The sequence below is a fragment of the Angustibacter speluncae genome, assembly GCF_054777815.1.
The window spans coordinates 50,809-67,130 of record NZ_BAAHAF010000117.1 but is presented as its reverse complement, the minus strand read 5'-3'; the positions used below and the strand labels follow the sequence as shown (position 1 = coordinate 67,130).

Below are 16,322 nucleotides of genomic sequence, written 5' to 3'. Positions count from 1 at the left end.
GCGCGGCGGCGGCCTCGGCCTGCTGCTGGGCCACGACGGCGGCCCGCTGCTCCTGGGCGCGCTGCGCCGTGGCGTCGCCGGCGTCGGCGGACGCCTGGGCGGACGCCGACGCGAGCACGTCGTCCGGGAGGGGGGTCGGGTGCGACCAGGCCGCCTGGGCGGCGTCCGGTGCGGCGGAGGTCTGGGGGGTGACGAGGAGCGCGGCGCCGGTGGCGCCGAGGACCGCGAGGGTGGCGGCCGCCGAGAACAGCGGGCGCCGGACGAGCGAGTGGAGCACGAACTGCCTTCCTGAGGCCCGCTGCGCACGCGGCGGGCACGACCACCCCGCCGCAGGACCGTGCGACAGGGTGCGTCGCGGCATGCAGTGCGCTGGTCGGCGCGGCCCGTTCGGGGCCGCTCGGGGGGTGCTGACCTCGACCCACCATGCGGGGGGCACCCTGCCCGTGTCCAATCCGTGACCTGCCACGGGGCCGGTCGTGACCACCGTCACGCCGGCCCCGTGACCGTCGGGGGCGCCTCAGAGGGCGATGCCCTCCAGCATCTCGGTCACCAGCGCCGCCACCGGCGAGCGCTCGGAGCGGGTCAGGGTGACGTGCGCGAACAGCGGGTGGCCCTTGAGCGCCTCGATCACCGCCGCGACGCCGTCGTGGCGTCCGACCCGCAGGTTGTCGCGCTGGGCGACGTCGTGCGTGAGCACCACGCGCGAGTTCTGCCCGATCCGCGACAGGACGGTGAGCAGCACGTTCCGCTCGAGCGACTGGGCCTCGTCGACGACCACGAAGGCGTCGTGCAGGCTGCGGCCGCGGATGTGGGTGAGCGGCAGCACCTCGAGCATGCCGCGGTCCATGACCTCCTCGACGACCTCCTGGCTGACCAGCGCGCCGAGGGTGTCGAAGACGGCCTGCGCCCAGGGGCCCATCTTCTCGTTCTCGGATCCGGGCAGGTACCCGAGGTCCTGGCCGCCGACGGCGTACAGCGGGCGGAACACCACCACCTTGCGGTGCAGGCGGCGCTCCATCACCGCCTCGAGGCCGGCGCACAGCGCCAGGGCCGACTTGCCGGTGCCGGCGCGGCCGCCGAGCGAGACGATGCCGACCTCGTTGTCGAGCAGCAGGTCGACGGCGATGCGCTGCTCGGCGCTGCGGCCGTGCACGCCGAAGACGTCCCGGTCGCCGCGGACGAGCCGCACGCTCTTGTCGGCGGCCACCCGCCCGAGCGCGGAGCCGCGGGACGACAGCAGCACCAGGCCGGTGTGGCAGGGCAGCTCGGCCGCCTCGGGCAGCTCGACCCGCTCCTGCTCGTACAGCTGCGCCATCAGCTGCTCGCTGACGTCGAGCTCGGTCATGCCCGTCCAGCCGGAGTCGACGCTGAGCTCGGCCCGGTACTCCTCCGCAGCCAGGCCGACCGCGGACGCCTTCACCCGCATCGGCAGGTCCTTGCTCACCACGGTGACGTCCGCGCCCTCGTCGGCGAGGTTCTTGGCGACCGCGAGGATGCGGGTGTCGTTGTCCCCCAGCCGGAATCCCGCGGGCAGCGCCGTCGGGTCGGTGTGGTTCAGCTCGACCCGCAGGGTGCCGCCGTCCGGGGTGGGCAGGGGTGCGTCGAGCCGGCCGTGCTCGACCCGCAGGTCGTCGAGCAGCCGCAGCGCCTGGCGGGCGAAGTAGCCGAGCTCGGCGTGGTGGCGCTTGCCCTCGAGCTCGGTGATGACCACCACCGGGAGCACCACCTCGTGCTCGGCGAAGCGCAGCGACGCGCGCGGGTCGGACAACAGGACGGAGGTGTCGAGCACGAAGGTGCGACGGGTGCTGGCGCTGGTGTCCACTGCGGCTCCCTGCCGGACGCGCACGTCCGGTTCACTCGCGGGTGAGGGTCCGGGACGCCGTCCGGGTGCGGGACGACGGACCGGGCCGCCCTCCCCGCGACCTGGTCCCGACCCGTGGGTCGAGGCGCAGCCGCAGCATCCGTCGGGCCTCCCGAGCGGGCCGGCACCTGACCGTCCCGCGCTCGCGACGCTAGGCGCCCTCGGACGTCCGGGACGCGCGCCACGCCGGACGTCACACGCCGTTCACACGGGCGCAGCGCAGAGGTTCGCTCAGGCGCCGTAGCGCCGCTCGCGGCCGGCGTAGGCGCGCAGCGCGCGCAGGAAGTCGACCCGGCGGAAGTCGGGCCAGAACGCCTCGCAGAAGTAGAACTCCGAGTGCACGCTCTGCCAGAGCAGAAAGCCGCCGACGCGCTGCTCGCCCGAGGTGCGGATCACCAGGTCGGGGTCGGGCTGGCCCTTGGTGTAGAGGTGCTCGGCGATGTGCTCGACGTCGACCAGCTCGGCGACCTCCTCGAGGCTGCTGCCCCGGGCCGCGTGCTCGAGCAGGAGGCTGCGCACCGCGTCGGTGATCTCGCGGCGCCCGCCGTACCCGATGGCGACGTTGACGTGCAGCCCCGCGGTGCCCCGCGTCGACTCCTCGGCCTCCTTGAGCCGCTCGGCCATCTCGGCCGGGAGCAGGTCGAGCGCACCCACGGGGTGCACGCGCCAGCGGCCGGCGGCCACCAGCCGGGCGACCGTGTCGTCGATGATCTGCAGCAGCGGGTCGAGCTGCTCGGCCGGCCGGTTCAGGTTGTCCGGCGACAGCATCCACAGCGTGACGACCTCGATGCCGACCTCCTCGCACCAGCCGAGGAACTCGAACACCTTGTCGGCGCCGGCGCGGTGGCCGTCGGCGGTGCCGGCGCCGCTCGCCCGGGCCCAGCGCCGGTTGCCGTCCAGCATGATGCCGACGTGCCGGGGCGTGGCGGCCCGGTCGAGGCGGGCGGCGAGGCGGCGCTCGTAGGCGCGGTACAGCGGGTGCGGCAGCCTCACCGGCGGACCCTCCTGCTCGACCCGGCTCCGTGCGGCGCCGGCTCCCTCGTCGTGCGGACACGCCACGGTAGCGGCAGGTGCGCCGCAACAGGGTCGGGGCACGCCTCCCGACGTGATCCTGCGCACGACCTCCACCTACGGTCTCGTAACCTACGCGCTCGTAGGTTACCGTGGGGTCCATGACCGAGGAGCCAGGCCTGGTGGGCCGCGCGGGAGACGCCGTCGAGCGGGCGGGGGACGCCGTGCGCGAGGCCGCCGCCGCCGTGAAGCCGAAGCTGCGCGGGTGGCTGCACGCCGGGGCGTTCCCGGCGGTGGTCGCCGCCTCGATCGTGCTGGTCGCGCTCGCGCCCGACACCCGGTCGCGCATCGCCTGCGCGATCTTCGGGACGGCGGCCGCGCTGCTGTTCGGCACCAGCGCCCTGTACCACCGCGGCAACTGGTCGCCGCGGGTCGCGGTGCTGCTGAAGCGGTTCGACCACTCCAACATCTTCCTGATCATCGCCGGCAGCTACACCCCGCTGACGCTGATCCTGCTGCCCGAGGGCAAGGCCCGGGTGCTGCTGCTGCTGGTGTGGGGCGGCGCGCTCGCCGGCATCGCGTTCCGGGTGTTCTGGGTGAACGCCCCGCGCTGGCTCTACACCCCGATCTACATCGCGCTCGGCTGGGCCGCCGTGTTCTACCTGCCCGACTTCCTGCGCCACGGCGGCGTCGCCGTGCTGACGCTGGTGGTCGTCGGCGGGGTGCTCTACACGGTGGGCGGGGTCGTCTACGCCCTGAAGCGCCCCGACCCCTCCCCCCGCTGGTTCGGGTTCCACGAGGTCTTCCACGCGTTCACGGTCGCCGCGTTCGTCGTGCACTACATCGCGATCTCGACGACGGTCTACTCCTCCGCGGCGGTCGCGCTGCCCTGACCGGCGTCCCCACGTGCTCGGTGGGCAGTCAGTGCGCCCGGCCCAGCTCGATGAGCAGCACGCCCGCGCCGATCAGCACGATGCCCGCGGCCATCGTCCTGGTCAGCGGCTCACCGAACAGCACCCGCGACGCGAGCGCGACCAGCGCGACGCCGGCAGCGACCCACGTGCCGTAGGCGACGCCCAGCGGCATCCCGGCGGCGAGCGACTGCGAGAGCAGCACGAAGGCGGCGAGGTACCCCGCGCCGACGACCACGAACCAGGCGCGGCGCCCGGTGCCCGCCATCCGGAGCGACAGGGTGGCCACGACCTCGGAGAGCATCGCGAGGACGAGGAAGAGCCACGCGGCTGTCACGCCGCCACCTCCGGAGCGGAGTCCTCGACGTCCCCGTGCGGGTGCGAGCCGAGCTCGACGAGCAGGACGCCGCCGATCACGAGCACCATCCCGGCCCCCATGAGGACCGTGAACGGCTCGCGGAACAGCACCGTCGACAGGACGGCCGTGAGCGCCACACCGCTGGCGCCCCACACCCCGTAGGCGACCCCGAGCGGCATGCCGCGCCGGAGCACGGCGAACAGCAGGGTGAAGGCGGCGACGTACCCGACGGCCACGACCGCGTAGAACGCGGGCGCCTCGAGGGCCGCCTTGAGCGACAGGGACGCGGCCACCTCGGACAGGACCGCCGCGGCGAGCAGGGTCCAGCGGCTCACGAGCCCACCGCCGCGTGGTCGGCCAGCACGTCGGTCACGACGCGCAGCGCCTCGGGGTCGGGGCGGCCGTGGTCGCGCAGCGCGGCGGCGGCCACGATCAGCGCCTTCCACAGCGCCCACCCGCGGGCGCGGGCCCAGGTCGCGTCGTCGCCGGGCACCTCGGCCCGCCACACCTCGCGCGCCCGGCCGGTGAAGGTCACCAGGCCGAGGACGAGGTCGCAGGCCGGGTCGCCGACGCCGCAGGTGCCGAAGTCGATCACGGCGGCGAGCCGCCCGTCGCGCACCAGCAGGTTGCCGACGGCGAGGTCGCCGTGGAACCAGACCGGCGGGCCGTCCCAGGTCGCGGCGAGGGCGGCGTCCCACACCTCGGTGGCCGGCCCCGGGTCGACGGAACCGGCGAGCCGGGCGATCGCGACGCGGGTCTCGTCGTCGTAGTGCACGGGGTCGCAGCCGCGGAAGAAGCTGTGCTCACCGGCCTGCGGGCCGCCGGTGGCGTCGACCGCCTGCAGCGCCCGGACGAACCCGGCGACGTCGCGGCCGAGCACCTCGTGGTCGGTGGACGGCGCCAGGACGACCGGCGTCCCCGCGATCCACCGCCGCACCGACCAGGGGAACGGGTAGCCGCGCCCGGGCGCGCCGGTCGCGACCGGCTCGGGGACGGCGACCGGCAGGTGCGGTGCGAGCACCGGCAGCCAGCGGTCCTCCTTGGCGACCGCCGGGACGTACCCCGCTGCGGTGGGCAGCCGCACGGTGAGGTCGTCGCCGAGCCGGTAGGTGCGGTTGTCGTGGCCGTCGTGCTCGACGGGCCGCACCGGCAGGTCGGCCCACCGCGGCAGCTGGTCGCGCAGCAGGTCGCGCACCAGGTCGGCGGTGATCCCGGCGCGACCGTCGGCCGGCTCGTCCGTCACGTCCTCCACCGTGCCGTGCCGCTCGACGGCGCGCACCCGACTTCCCGGATGTCAGCGCTCGACCGGCGTCAGCTCACGACGGGCGGCGGCGGCTCGGGCCGGTCGAGGTCCTCCGGCTCGCTCGCGGCGGCCGCCTGCTCCTGGCGGCGGCGCTCCTGCTCCTCGCGGAACCGGAGCCGCCGGACGCGGCGGGTCATGTCGATCACCAGCAGCACCGTCGCCACCGCGACGGCGAAGGTCGCGAGGAAGCCGACCAGGCCGGGGCTGACCGTCAGCGGGTCGAGCTCGTCGGACGTCGGCGTGGGCGTCGGCGTCGCGGCGAGCAGCAGGAGCAGGTGGCTGGTCACGGGCCCTCCGGCGTCCGGATGCCGGCGAACAGGTCGTCCTCGACCTCGTCGGAGACGGGCAGCAGCGACTTCCCGAGCTCGTACTCCTCCCACGGCCACACCTGGGCCTGGCGCTCGCTGGACAGGGCGAAGAACGAGCCGTCCGGGTCGATCTGGGTGGCGTGCGCGAGCAGCGCCTGGTCGCGGACGGGGAACCACTCCGCGCACTCGATGCGCGCGTGCACCGGACGCGGCTCGCGCTCCTCCCAGCGGGACAGCCACTCGCCGTAGGGCGACTCGATGCCGTCGGCGGTGAGGGCCTCGTGGAAGGCGGTGACCCGCGTCCGGCTGAAGGTCTGGTTGTAGTAGATCTTCAGCGGCTGCCAGGCCGTGCCCGCCGAGGCGAAGCGGTCCGGGTCGCCCGCGGCGTCGAACGCGGCCATCGAGACCTTGTGGCACATGATGTGGTCGGGGTGGGGGTAGCCGCCGTTCTCGTCGTACGTGGTCATCACGTGCGGACGGAACTCGCGGACGACGCGCACCAGCGCCTCGGTGGTGACGTCGAGCGGCTCGAGCGCGAAGCAGCCCTCGGGCAGCGGCGGCAGCGGGTCGCCCTCCGGCAGACCGGAGTCGACGAAGCCGAGCCAGACGTGCTGCACGCCGAGCACCTCGACTGCGGCGGCCATCTCGCGGCGGCGCACCTCGGTGATGTCGCGCAGCACCTCGGGGTCGTCCTTGAGCCGCGGGTTGAGGATGTCGCCGCGCTCGCCGCCGGTGCACGAGACGACCAGGACCTCGACGCCCTCGGCCACGTACTTCGCCATCGCGGGCGCGCCCTTCGACGACTCGTCGTCGGGGTGGGCGTGCACGCACATCAGGCGCAGCGGCTCACCGGGCGCGGGCAGGCTCGGGTGCGGGCTGGTGCCTGCGGAGGAACCGGTCACGGTGGTCGATCTCCCGTCGGTCATGATGGACGTGCTGCTCGCAACCACCCATTCTGACCCCCACCGAGGACCGACGTGACCGACGCCCCCGCCGCGCGGCCCGCGGACCGCTACGGCGACCTGCGGCCGAGCTGGCACCGCACCGCCGCGCGGACGGTGACCGTGCTCGTCGCGGTGCTCGGCCTGGCGTACGTCGTGTGGGTCGGGATCGGCGTCGCGGACCGCGACGTGCGCTGGCAGGACGTGGGCTTCCGGCTCGACGCCGGCGAGGACGGCGACGCCGGTTCCGCGGTCGAGGTGACCTTCGACGTCACGGTCTACGAGGGCACCACCGCCACCTGCACCGTGCGGGCGCTCAGCGCGTCGTACGCCGTCGTCGGGCAGGTCGACGTGCCGGTCGAGGTCGAGCCCGACCGCCGCACCGTGCGGCAGCGGGCGACCGTGCTGGTCACCGAGCCGGCCGTCAGCGGCGGCGTCGAGGAGTGCACCGTCCCCTGAGGAAGTGACGCGCGGCACGCCCGTTGGTAGGCTGAACGCTTCCCACGGCGCCCCGGGTCCCCTTCCGTGGGACCCGACGAGGCCACGCCGAGCAGCTCCGCGTGACGCACCGCGGTACGGCACGACCGGATCCACCACCAGCACAGGAGCGACGATGAGCGAGACCACGACCAACGCGACCTGGTTCACCAGGGAGTCCTTCGACCGGCTGACCGCCGAGCTCGAGGGCCTGCGCGGGGAGCGCGCGGCCGAGATCGCCCAGAAGATCTCCGAGGCGCGCGACGAGGGCGACCTCAAGGAGAACGGCGGCTACCACGCCGCGAAGGAGGAGCAGGGAAAGATGGAGGCCCGCGCCCGCCAGCTCGAGGCCCTCCTGCGCGACGCCACCGTCGACGCCGTCGCGGACGACGGCGTCGTGAAGCCCGGCATGGTCGTCGTCGCCGAGATCAACGGCAACGAGATGACCTTCCTCTACGCGCACCGCGAGAACGAGGCCGGCGACCTCACCGTCTACAGCGACACCTCGCCGCTGGGCGCCGCGATCCTCGGCCTCGAGGCCGGCGGCACCACCGACTTCGACGCCCCGAACGGCAAGAAGATGCCGGTGAAGGTGGTCAGCGCGACGCCGTACAGCGGCTGACGCCACCGCGCACCGCACGACCCCGAAGGGCCCCGCACCGGCAGGTGCGGGGCCCTTCTGCGTGCCGGGCACCAGCGGGAGGTCGGCGGGAGCGGCAGCGGGCGGACGGTGGTGCGCCATCGACCGAAGGGAGGAGACGCGGTGGACCGAAGCGGCGCGGGCGCAACGACCGGTCGGCCGTGCCGCGACCCCGTCCGCGCACCGCACTCTCGATCCCGACGTCGACCGGACAGGCCGGTCCCGCCAGATCCGAGGAGTCCAGATGTCCCAGAAGCTCATCGCCCGGTTCCGTTCCGACGAGGGCGCCACCGCCGTCGAGTACGGCCTGATGGTCGCGCTGATCGCGGTCGCCATCATCGTCGCCGTCACCGCGGTCGGCACCAGCCTGACCGGCCTCTTCAACCAGATCGCCGGCGCCCTCTGATCGACGGAACACGCCGGGGGCCTCTCGTGGGGCCCCCGGCTCGTTCCACCCATCGCGACGACAGAGGGACGGACGACATGCAGGACGACACGGGAGCCACGGCCGTCGAGTACGCACTCGTGGCGGGCTTCATCGCCGTCGTGATCGCCACGGCGGTGACCGCCTTCGGAGGGGCCGTGCGCGACCTGTTCCTCCTCGTGCCGCCGGGCCTGTGATGCGCCTCGGGTCGCGCAAGCGGGGAGACGGCGGCGCCGCTGCCGTCGAGATGGCGCTCGTGCTCCCGCTCCTGCTGGTCCTCGTGTTCGGCATCGTCGACTTCGGGCGAGCCCTCAACCTGCAGATCACGCTGACCCAGGCCGCGCGCGAGGGCGTGCGCCCCGCCGCGCTCCGGCAGCCGGCGTCGGCCGTGAACGCAGCGGTGACGGCGGCCACGGTCGGCATCACGGCCCCGGCGCCGAGCGTCGCGATCTCCGCGTGCCCCACCGGTGCCGGCACCGCCACGGTCACGGTGTCGAAGACGTTCCAGTTCATCACGCCGGTCGGCGCGATCGCCGACCTGATCTCACCGAGCCCGCTGGGTGCGAACATCCCGATGACCGGTCGAGGAGCCATGCGATGCAGCTGACCGCGAGGTTCCACCGCGGCGGGGTCCTCCGCGGTCGTGACCAGGGTGCCGCCTCGATCATCGTGGCGGTCCTGCTGGCCGGTGGCGTGCTGCTCGGGATGGCAGCCGTCACCGTCGACGTCGGCCTCATCCACGCCGAGCGGCGCGAGCTGCAGAACGGCGCCGACGCGGCGGCGCTCGCCGTCGCCCAGCAGTGCGCCGTCGGACCCACCTGCGACACCAGCACCGGCGGCCTGGCCAACACCTACGCCGACAGCAACGCCCTCGACAGCGCCGCGCGCGTCACGACGGTCTGCGGCAGCGGACCCTCCGTGCCGGGCTGCCCGGCGGCGTCGGGACCGACGCTGACCCGCTGCTCGACCACGGTCCCCTCCGGGCTGCAGGGGTGGATCGAGGCCCGCACCGCGACCGAGACCGGTGGCGGGCAGACGCTTCTGCCACCGCGGTTCGCCCGGGCGCTCGCCGGCAACGGCAGCTACGCCGGCACCGCGGTGCGTGCCTGCGGCCGCGCCGCCTGGGGCACGCCGACGTCGGCGACACCCGCGCTGCCGGTGACGATCTCGCTCTGCGAGTGGAACCGGATGACGGCCAACGGGACGAGCTTCGCGCCGTCGCCGCCGTACCCCCCGTACCCGACGAGCTTCGAGCGGGCCCTCTACCTGCACAACACCACCGGGGCGACCAACTGCCCGGCCGGGCCGTCCGGCTCGGACCTGGCCGGTGGCTTCGGCTGGCTGCAGTCGTCCGGCTGCTCGGCCACCGTCAGCGCCACCGGGTGGGTGAACGACGACCCGGGTGTCTCGATGCCGACCCCGTGCCGCAGCGTCATCGCGAACATCGTTGGCACCGGCGGCGGCCTGGTGATGATGCCGATCTACGTCGAGACCAACGGCCTCACCGGGTCGAACGGCAAGTACCGCATCGACGGCTTCGCGGCGTTCTACCTCACCGGGTACGCGATGCCCGGTGAGCGACAGGACTCGGTGGCGTCGGGCACTCGCTACTGCCGCGGTTCCGACAAGTGCCTGTACGGCTGGTTCACGAAGGCGCTCGTCCCGGTCGGCAGCCTCACCAGCGGTGGGTCCGGTGCCACCCCGCGCGGTGCCAGCGTCGTCGACCTCATCGGGTAGCACCCCACGCACGCACGTCCCTGTCCCACGAAGGAGCACCACCATGGCTCGTCGGATCCTCGCGGCAGCAGCCGCTCTCGTCCTCGCGCTCGTCGCCGGCGGGGCGGTGCTGTTCTACGTGCGCACCGCCGACGCCCGCGCCCTCGCCGGTCAGGAGGCGGTGAAGACCTGGATCGCCGCCGAGCCGGTGCCGGCCGGCACCAGCCTGAGGACCGCCATCGACGACGGACTCATCCGTCCGGAGCTGGTGGCGCTCAAGGGCGTCCCGGCAGGCGCGCTGCAGGACCGCGACCTAGACGACGACCTGCGTGCCACGGGCGACATCGTCCCGGGCGAGATCGTGCTGGCCGAGCGCTTCGACGACGAGGTGGCCGTCGAGGGTCGGCTCGTGGTGCCCGAGGGCAAGCTCGCCGTCACCGTCGAGCTCACCGACCCGGCGAAGGTCGGCCAGTTCCTCGACGTGGGCTCCCGCATCACCGTCTTCGACACCTTCAACGTGCAGGAGGCCGACCCGAGCGGCACGACGCCGGCCGGTGACAAGCTGCAGGACCGTCACGAGTTCACCCGTGCCACCCGGGTGCTGCTGCCCGACGTCGAGGTGCTCGCCGTCGGGCAGACCACGACGAAGCAGACGACGGCCGAGACCGCGCTCTCCACCGAGCAGACCGGCCTCACCGCGACCACGACGCAGACCGTCACGCTCGTGACGGTGGCGGTCGACCAGGCGCAGGCCGAGAAGCTCGTGCACGGCATCCACACCGGCACGCTCTACTTCGCCCTCCGCAGCGGGGACATCGAGGTCGTCGTGGGCGAGGGGACCAACGACCGCCGGCTGTTCGGGGTGGAGGCACCGTGACCCTCCTCATCGAGTCCGACCCCCAGCTGGTCGAGTCGTACTCGTTCGCGATCGGCCGCGACGTCAGCGTGGTCGAGGCGCTCGCCGGTGCGCACCGGCACCTGGACGAGCAGCCCGACGAGCTGCTCGTCGTCGTCGGCCCGAGCGCCGACCTCGCGCTCTCGCTCGAGCTGGCTTCGGCGCTGCAGGTCGAGCGACCGCACGTCGGCGTGGTGCTGGTACGACGTCGGGTCGACGTCACGGTGCTCGGACAGGCGCTCCGCGCCGGCGTCCGCGAGGTGCTGACGCCGGGCGACCTGTCGGCGCTCGGACACGCCTGCCGCCGCTCGTTGGAGCTGTCGCACCGGATGGCCGGCGCCACGGCATCGGGAACCGACGCCGCCTCCGAGGGCAAGCTCGTCACCGTGTTCGCCGCGAAGGGCGGGTGCGGCAAGACGACGATCGCGACGAACCTCGCCTTCGCGCTGTCGGACGGCAGGTCGCACGACGTCTGCATCGTCGACCTCGACCTCGCCTTCGGTGACGTGGCGATCGCCCTGCAGCTGATGCCGTCGCGCACCATCGTCGACGCCGTGCAGATGGGCGACTCGATCGACGAGATGGGCGTGCGCTCCCTCGTCACCCGGCACAGCGCCGGTGTCGACACGATCCTCGCGCCGCTCGAGCCGGGTGAGGCCGAGCGGGTCGACGTCGCCGCGGTGTCGCACCTGCTCCGGATGCTCAAGAGGATGTACCGGTACGTCGTCATCGACACCCCGCCCGCCTTCAGCGAGCACGTGCTGGCCGCGTTCGACCTCTCCGACGCCTACGTGCTGCTGGCCACGCTCGACGTTCCGGCGCTGAAGAACCTGCGGCTCACCCTCGACATGCTCGACCTGCTCGGCTATCCCCGCTCGGCCTGGCTCGTGGCCCTGAACCGCGCCGACTCCAAGGTCGGGCTCGACGTCGACGAGGTGGAGAAGACCCTGCGCAGCGCCGTGTCGGCGCAGATCCCGTCGAGCCGTGCGGTCAGCGCGTCCATCAACCGGGGCGTCCCCCTCGTCGTCGACGAGCCGTCTCACCCGGTGAGCGCGGCGGTGCGCGACATCGCCGACCAGCTGCGTGAGCGGCTGCGCCACGGCCCGACGGCCGCGAGCGTCGACGTGACGGCAGCTGGGCCGGCGCCGAGCAAGCGCCGGTTCGGGCTGCTGCGCAAGGGAGGACGGCGATGAGCCTGCAGGACCGCCTCGACCAGGCGCGCCGTGGCGCCACGGTGCAGGTCACCTCGGGCGGACCGGACCAGCCGCGGCTGCGCGGGACGACGACCCGACCGAGCGACCCGTTCGCCGAGGTGAAGGCGAGCGTGCACCAGGCGCTCATCGACAACCTCGGCCCGAAGCTCTACGACCCCCGGCTCGAGCAGGCAGAGCTCGAGCAACGGGTGCGCCAGACGCTGCAGCAGGTGCTCGAGCTGGAGGAGACGCCGCTCAGCACGACCGACCGCACCCGGATCGCGCAGGAGGTGGCCGACGAGATCCTCGGGCACGGCCCGCTCGAGCCGTTCCTGCGCGACCCCGACGTCACCGAGATCATGGTGAACGGCCCGGACCAGGTCTACGTCGAGCGCGACGGGCGCATCTTCCCCGTCGAGGCGTCCTTCGCCAGCGACCTGCACCTGCGCCGGACGATCGACAAGATCGTCGGCAGGGTCGGCCGACGGGTCGACGAGGCGAGCCCGATGGTCGACGCCCGGCTGCAGGACGGCTCGCGGGTCAACGCCGTCATCGCCCCGATCGCGCTCGACGGCGCCATGCTCACCATCCGCAAGTTCGCCGCCGACCCCTACACCGCCGACGACCTGGTCGGCTTCGGCACGCTCACGCAGTCGGTGCGCGAGCTGCTCGAGGCGTGCGTGCGCGGCCGGCTGAACGTGCTCATCAGCGGCGGCACCGGCAGCGGGAAGACGACCACCCTGAACGTGCTCTCGGCGTTCATCCCCGACAACGAGCGCATCGTCACCATCGAGGACGCCGCCGAGCTCCAGCTGAAGCAGCAGCACGTGCTGCGTCTCGAGTCCCGTCCCCCGAACATCGAGGGCCGCGGCCAGGTCGCGATCCGCGACCTGGTGCGCAACTCGCTGCGGATGCGCCCCGACCGCATCGTCGTCGGCGAGGTCCGCGACGGTGCCGCCCTCGACATGCTGCAGGCGATGAACACCGGTCACGACGGCTCGATCACCACGGTCCACGCCAACTCGCCGCGGGACGCCCTCGCCCGGCTCGAGACGATGGTGCTGATGGCCGGCGTCGACCTGCCGGTGCGCGCCATCCGCGAGCAGGTCGCGAGCGCCGTCGACGTGATCATCCACCAGACCCGGCTGCGTGACGGCAGCCGCCGCATCGTCGCCGTCACCGAGGTGGTGGGCATGGAGGGCGAGGTCGTCACCACGCAGGACCTGTTCTCTTTCGACTACCGGCGTGGGCTCGGACCGGACGGCCGCCACCTCGGCAGCCTGCAGCCCAACGGCCTGCGCCCCCGCTTCACGGAGCGGCTCGCCGATGCCGGCATCGTCCTGCCGACGCACTGGTTCGCACCGCACCCGAGGTCGGCATGACCGCCGAGCAGCTGCGGATCGCGTTCGCGGTGCTCGCGACCGCCGTCGCGATGCTGCTCGTCGGCGGCGGCGCTCGCGCCGAGGCAGCGATCGCCGCACCCGGCGCCGCGGTGCTCGACTCCGTGCGGCTGCAGGACGACGCGTTGCTGTTCTCGGTGACGGTGCCGTCGGCGCCGGTCGGGACGCAGCTCGACCCGGCCCTCACCCAGGTGACCGTCGGTGGCGTCGCTGCGGACGGTCGTGCGAGCACCGTGGGCGACCCGGGCACCGTCCCCGCGGTGGTGCTGGTGCTCGACGCCTCCGGTTCCATGCGCGGCGGTCCGCTCGCGGCGGCGCAGCAGGCGGCGACGGTGTTCGTGACCTCGCTCCCCGACGTCGTGCCCGTCGGTCTCGTCACGTTCTCGGACTCCGCCCGGGTCGTCGTCTCCCCCACGACCGACCGAGGACGCGTGGTCGGGGCGATCGGGGACGTGCAGGCGTCCGGCGAGACGGCGCTCTACGACGGCGTGACGGCAGCGACCGGGGTCGGGACGACACCGCGGACGCTCGTCGTCCTCTCGGACGGCGGCGACACCGCCAGCTCCGCGGACCTCACGTCGACGGTGCTCGCCGTGGGCTCGAGCGGCAGCCGGGTCGAGGCGATCGCGCTCCAGACGGACGAGTTCGACCTCGCCCCGCTGTCGTCCATCGCCGGCGCCGGCCACGGCACCGTTCGACCCGTCGACGACGGTGCCGGCCTGTCCGCCGCCTTCGCGTCGACCACGTCGTCCCTGTCGAGCCGGCTCGACGTCGTCGCGTTCGTCCCCGAGGGCGTGGGCGGCCGGGTCGACGTGGCCGTGACGGTGGGGGCGGGGGACACACGGTGGTCGGGGACGTCGACGGTCGACCTCCCTGCGGTGGCAGCCGCGCCGAGCCCGGCCGACCCTGCGAAGGCACCTGCCAGCGCCTCGACCGCCCTGGAGGCGGTCGTCGTGCCACCGCCGCCGTCGTGGCTGGTCTGGACGGTGGTCGGTGGCGTCGTGGGCGCCATCGCGGGCGCCATCCTGTCGCTCATCAACGCGGTCGCACCTCGACGCCGCACGGACCGCCAGCGTCGCGAGGAGGCCCTCTCCGCCTACACCGTGACCGGTCGGCCGCGGGGTGTGGTCGCCGCACCCACCCAGGGCCAGGGCCAGCTCACCCAGCAGGTGCTCGGCGCGGCCGAGAAGGTCGTGGCCCGTACCGGGCGGGACACGGCCACCGCCTTGCGGCTCGACCGCGCGGGGATGGCCCTGCGTCCGCACGAGTGGCTCGTGCTCCAGGTCGGCACGTGCCTGGCGGCCTCGGCAGCGATCGCGCTCGCCACCGGGTGGATCGTCCGCGCAGTCCTGCTCGGTACAGCTCTCGGCTGGGCCGGAACCGCGTTCTACCTGCACCGTCGGCAGGCCAAGCGCACCCGGCGGTTCGCCGACGACCTGCCGGACACGCTGCAGCTCGTGGCGAGCAGCCTCAAGACCGGGTTCTCCCTCCCGCAGGCGCTCGACTCCGCCCAGGACGGGGCGGCGGACCCGATGGCGTCGGAGCTCGGGCGAGCGCTGGCCGCGACTCGGATCGGGGCCGATCTGGAGGACGAGCTCGACCGGGTCGCCGAGCGGATGCGCAGCGACGACTGGCGCTGGGCGGTGATGGCGATCCGCATCCAGCGCAACGTGGGCGGCAACCTCGCCGAGGTGCTCCTGACCACCGTCGGCACGTTGCGGGAACGTGCCGCCACCCGTCGCCAGGTCCGTGCGCTGTCCGCCGAGGGCCGGCTGTCGGCCTGGATCCTGCTGCTGTTGCCGATCGGCCTCTTCGGCTTCCTCGCCGTCATCCGCACCGAGTACCTCAGCCTGCTGTGGACCACGTTGCCCGGTGTCGTGATGCTCGTGCTCACCGTGGTCCTCATGGCCATCGGAGCCTTCTGGATGAGTCGCGTCGTGAAGGTGGAGGCATGAGTCCCACGATCGTCCTGCTGGTCGCAGTGAGCGCTGCAGCCCTGTCGGTGTTCATGCTCACGGGCGCCTTCGTCCTCCGCTCGACCGGCAAGACCGGGGTCGCACGCAGCCTCGAGCTGATCGAGCACGTGCACGTCCGGCACGAGGTCGCCAAGCAGGACCTTCCGGCGCGCGAGCGACTCGTCGACCCCGTGCTGCGCGCCGGACTGGGCCTGGGACGGCGCCTCACCCCCTCCGGCCAGCAGGCCCGCCTGCAGCACCGGCTCGACATCGCCGGCAACCCCGGTACGTGGACCCCGGAGCGCGTCCTGGCCAGCAAGGGCGCCGGACTGCTCGTCGGCGTGCTGCTCGGAGCGTTCATGCTGCTCAAGACCGGCGTGTTCCCAGGGCTCGCATGGTTGGGCGGCTTCGCAGCGGTGGGCTTCTGGATGCCCGACCTCCTGCTCTACAACTCCGGACTGAAGCGGCAGCAGTCGCTGCAGCGCTCCACGCCGGACGCTCTCGACATGCTGACGGTCTGCGTCGAGGCCGGCCTCGGCTTCGACGCAGCACTCGCGCACGTGGCGCGGAACACGAGCGGACCCATCGCGGGCGAGTTCGCCCGGATCCTGCAGGAGATGCAGATCGGCAAGAGCCGGGTCGAGGCGTTCCAGGCGCTCACCGAGCGCACCACCGTGCCCGAGCTGCACACGCTGGTCAGCGCCCTCGTGCAGGCCGACAAGCTCGGCATCCCCGTCGCCAACGTGCTCCGCAGCCAGGCGCACGAGATGCGGACCAAGCGGCGGCAGCGTGCCGAGGAGCAGGCGCAGAAGGTCCCGGTGAAGATCCTCTTCCCCCTCGTGCTCTGCGTCTTCCCCGCGCTCTTCGTAGTGATCCTCGGGCCGGCCGGCATCCAGATCGCGCGGACCTTCATGGGCATCGGCGGCTGA

At 73.4% G+C, this 16,322-nt stretch carries 19 protein-coding genes and 1 pseudogene; 12 read left to right on the top strand and 8 right to left on the bottom strand.

The features are described from left to right. The 3 genes and pseudogenes from ACYVKY_RS14495 to ACYVKY_RS14485 all read right to left on the bottom strand — a co-directional run. Window positions 1-277, bottom strand: a pseudogene (locus ACYVKY_RS14495) (hypothetical protein); the annotation flags it as partial. 240 nt (window positions 278-517) lie between these two features. Further along, window positions 518-1,846 carry a PhoH family protein gene (locus ACYVKY_RS14490; protein ID WP_460435696.1) on the bottom strand — a complete coding sequence of 443 codons (1,329 nt, stop codon included), beginning with the start codon at window positions 1,844-1,846 and terminating at the stop codon, window positions 518-520. Between the two features lie 246 nt (window positions 1,847-2,092). Beyond that, window positions 2,093-2,854, bottom strand: a complete 762-nt coding sequence (locus ACYVKY_RS14485; RefSeq protein ID WP_460435695.1) for an undecaprenyl diphosphate synthase family protein — start codon at window positions 2,852-2,854, stop codon at window positions 2,093-2,095. Window positions 2,855-3,033: 179 nt separating this feature from the next. Here ACYVKY_RS14485 and trhA point away from each other — a divergent pair, with 179 nt between their 5' ends. Then, complete coding sequence (gene trhA / locus ACYVKY_RS14480) at window positions 3,034-3,765, top strand: PAQR family membrane homeostasis protein TrhA (protein WP_460435694.1); 732 nt, start codon at window positions 3,034-3,036, stop codon at window positions 3,763-3,765. Between the two features lie 28 nt (window positions 3,766-3,793). Here the strand turns inward: trhA and ACYVKY_RS14475 are convergent, their stop codons facing one another. The 5 genes from ACYVKY_RS14475 to mca all read right to left on the bottom strand — a co-directional run bounded on the left by ACYVKY_RS14475 (window position 3,794) and on the right by mca (window position 6,585). Continuing rightward, window positions 3,794-4,120, bottom strand: coding sequence for a DMT family transporter (locus ACYVKY_RS14475; protein ID WP_460435693.1), 327 nt, complete (start codon window positions 4,118-4,120; stop codon window positions 3,794-3,796). Then, entirely contained in the window at window positions 4,117-4,476 is a 360-nt protein-coding gene (locus ACYVKY_RS14470; RefSeq protein WP_460435692.1) for a DMT family transporter, read from the bottom strand. The genes ACYVKY_RS14475 and ACYVKY_RS14470 overlap by 4 nt, the downstream gene beginning before the upstream one ends. Further along, a complete protein-coding gene (locus tag ACYVKY_RS14465) occupies window positions 4,473-5,384 on the bottom strand; it encodes an aminoglycoside phosphotransferase family protein (RefSeq protein WP_460435691.1) in 912 nt (303 codons plus the stop codon). The genes ACYVKY_RS14470 and ACYVKY_RS14465 overlap by 4 nt, the downstream gene beginning before the upstream one ends. 68 nt (window positions 5,385-5,452) lie before the next feature. Further along, on the bottom strand, window positions 5,453-5,731 hold the full coding sequence (locus tag ACYVKY_RS14460; protein ID WP_460435690.1) for a hypothetical protein: 279 nt from the start codon (window positions 5,729-5,731) through the stop codon (window positions 5,453-5,455). After that, window positions 5,728-6,585 (bottom strand): mycothiol conjugate amidase Mca, encoded by an 858-nt coding sequence (mca, locus tag ACYVKY_RS14455; RefSeq protein WP_460435700.1) that lies wholly within the window; start codon window positions 6,583-6,585, stop codon window positions 5,728-5,730. The genes ACYVKY_RS14460 and mca overlap by 4 nt, the downstream gene beginning before the upstream one ends. 144 nt (window positions 6,586-6,729) lie before the next feature. On the opposite strand from mca, the gene ACYVKY_RS14450 reads away from it, so the two are divergent. The 11 genes from ACYVKY_RS14450 (at window position 6,730) to ACYVKY_RS14400 (ending at window position 16,322) form a co-directional block, all read left to right on the top strand. Further along, window positions 6,730-7,152 (top strand): DUF4307 domain-containing protein, encoded by a 423-nt coding sequence (locus ACYVKY_RS14450; RefSeq protein ID WP_460435689.1) that lies wholly within the window; start codon window positions 6,730-6,732, stop codon window positions 7,150-7,152. Between the two features lie 154 nt (window positions 7,153-7,306). Then, window positions 7,307-7,792: a GreA/GreB family elongation factor gene (greA, locus tag ACYVKY_RS14445; RefSeq protein WP_460435688.1), complete on the top strand. Its 486-nt coding sequence runs from the start codon at window positions 7,307-7,309 to the stop codon at window positions 7,790-7,792. A gap of 262 nt (window positions 7,793-8,054) precedes the next feature. Beyond that, entirely contained in the window at window positions 8,055-8,216 is a 162-nt protein-coding gene (locus ACYVKY_RS14440; protein ID WP_460435687.1) for a Flp family type IVb pilin, read from the top strand. 77 nt (window positions 8,217-8,293) lie between these two features. Beyond that, a complete protein-coding gene (locus ACYVKY_RS14435; RefSeq protein ID WP_460435686.1) occupies window positions 8,294-8,431 on the top strand; it encodes a Flp family type IVb pilin in 138 nt (45 codons plus the stop codon). Continuing rightward, complete coding sequence (locus tag ACYVKY_RS14430; protein WP_460435699.1) at window positions 8,431-8,841, top strand: TadE/TadG family type IV pilus assembly protein; 411 nt, start codon at window positions 8,431-8,433, stop codon at window positions 8,839-8,841. Before ACYVKY_RS14435 ends, ACYVKY_RS14430 begins: the two co-directional genes overlap by 1 nt. Further along, on the top strand, window positions 8,832-9,971 hold the full coding sequence (locus tag ACYVKY_RS14425; protein WP_460435685.1) for a pilus assembly protein TadG-related protein: 1,140 nt from the start codon (window positions 8,832-8,834) through the stop codon (window positions 9,969-9,971). Before ACYVKY_RS14430 ends, ACYVKY_RS14425 begins: the two co-directional genes overlap by 10 nt. A 43-nt stretch (window positions 9,972-10,014) precedes the next feature. Further along, window positions 10,015-10,827, top strand: a complete 813-nt coding sequence (gene cpaB / locus ACYVKY_RS14420) for a CpaB family protein (protein ID WP_460435684.1) — start codon at window positions 10,015-10,017, stop codon at window positions 10,825-10,827. Beyond that, on the top strand, window positions 10,824-12,038 hold the full coding sequence (locus ACYVKY_RS14415; RefSeq protein WP_460435683.1) for an AAA family ATPase: 1,215 nt from the start codon (window positions 10,824-10,826) through the stop codon (window positions 12,036-12,038). Before cpaB ends, ACYVKY_RS14415 begins: the two co-directional genes overlap by 4 nt. Continuing rightward, entirely contained in the window at window positions 12,035-13,420 is a 1,386-nt protein-coding gene (locus tag ACYVKY_RS14410; protein ID WP_460435682.1) for a CpaF family protein, read from the top strand. Before ACYVKY_RS14415 ends, ACYVKY_RS14410 begins: the two co-directional genes overlap by 4 nt. Continuing rightward, window positions 13,417-15,393, top strand: a complete 1,977-nt coding sequence (locus ACYVKY_RS14405; protein ID WP_460435681.1) for a VWA domain-containing protein — start codon at window positions 13,417-13,419, stop codon at window positions 15,391-15,393. The genes ACYVKY_RS14410 and ACYVKY_RS14405 overlap by 4 nt, the downstream gene beginning before the upstream one ends. Continuing rightward, window positions 15,390-16,322, top strand: coding sequence for a type II secretion system F family protein (locus ACYVKY_RS14400; RefSeq protein WP_460435680.1), 933 nt, complete (start codon window positions 15,390-15,392; stop codon window positions 16,320-16,322). Before ACYVKY_RS14405 ends, ACYVKY_RS14400 begins: the two co-directional genes overlap by 4 nt.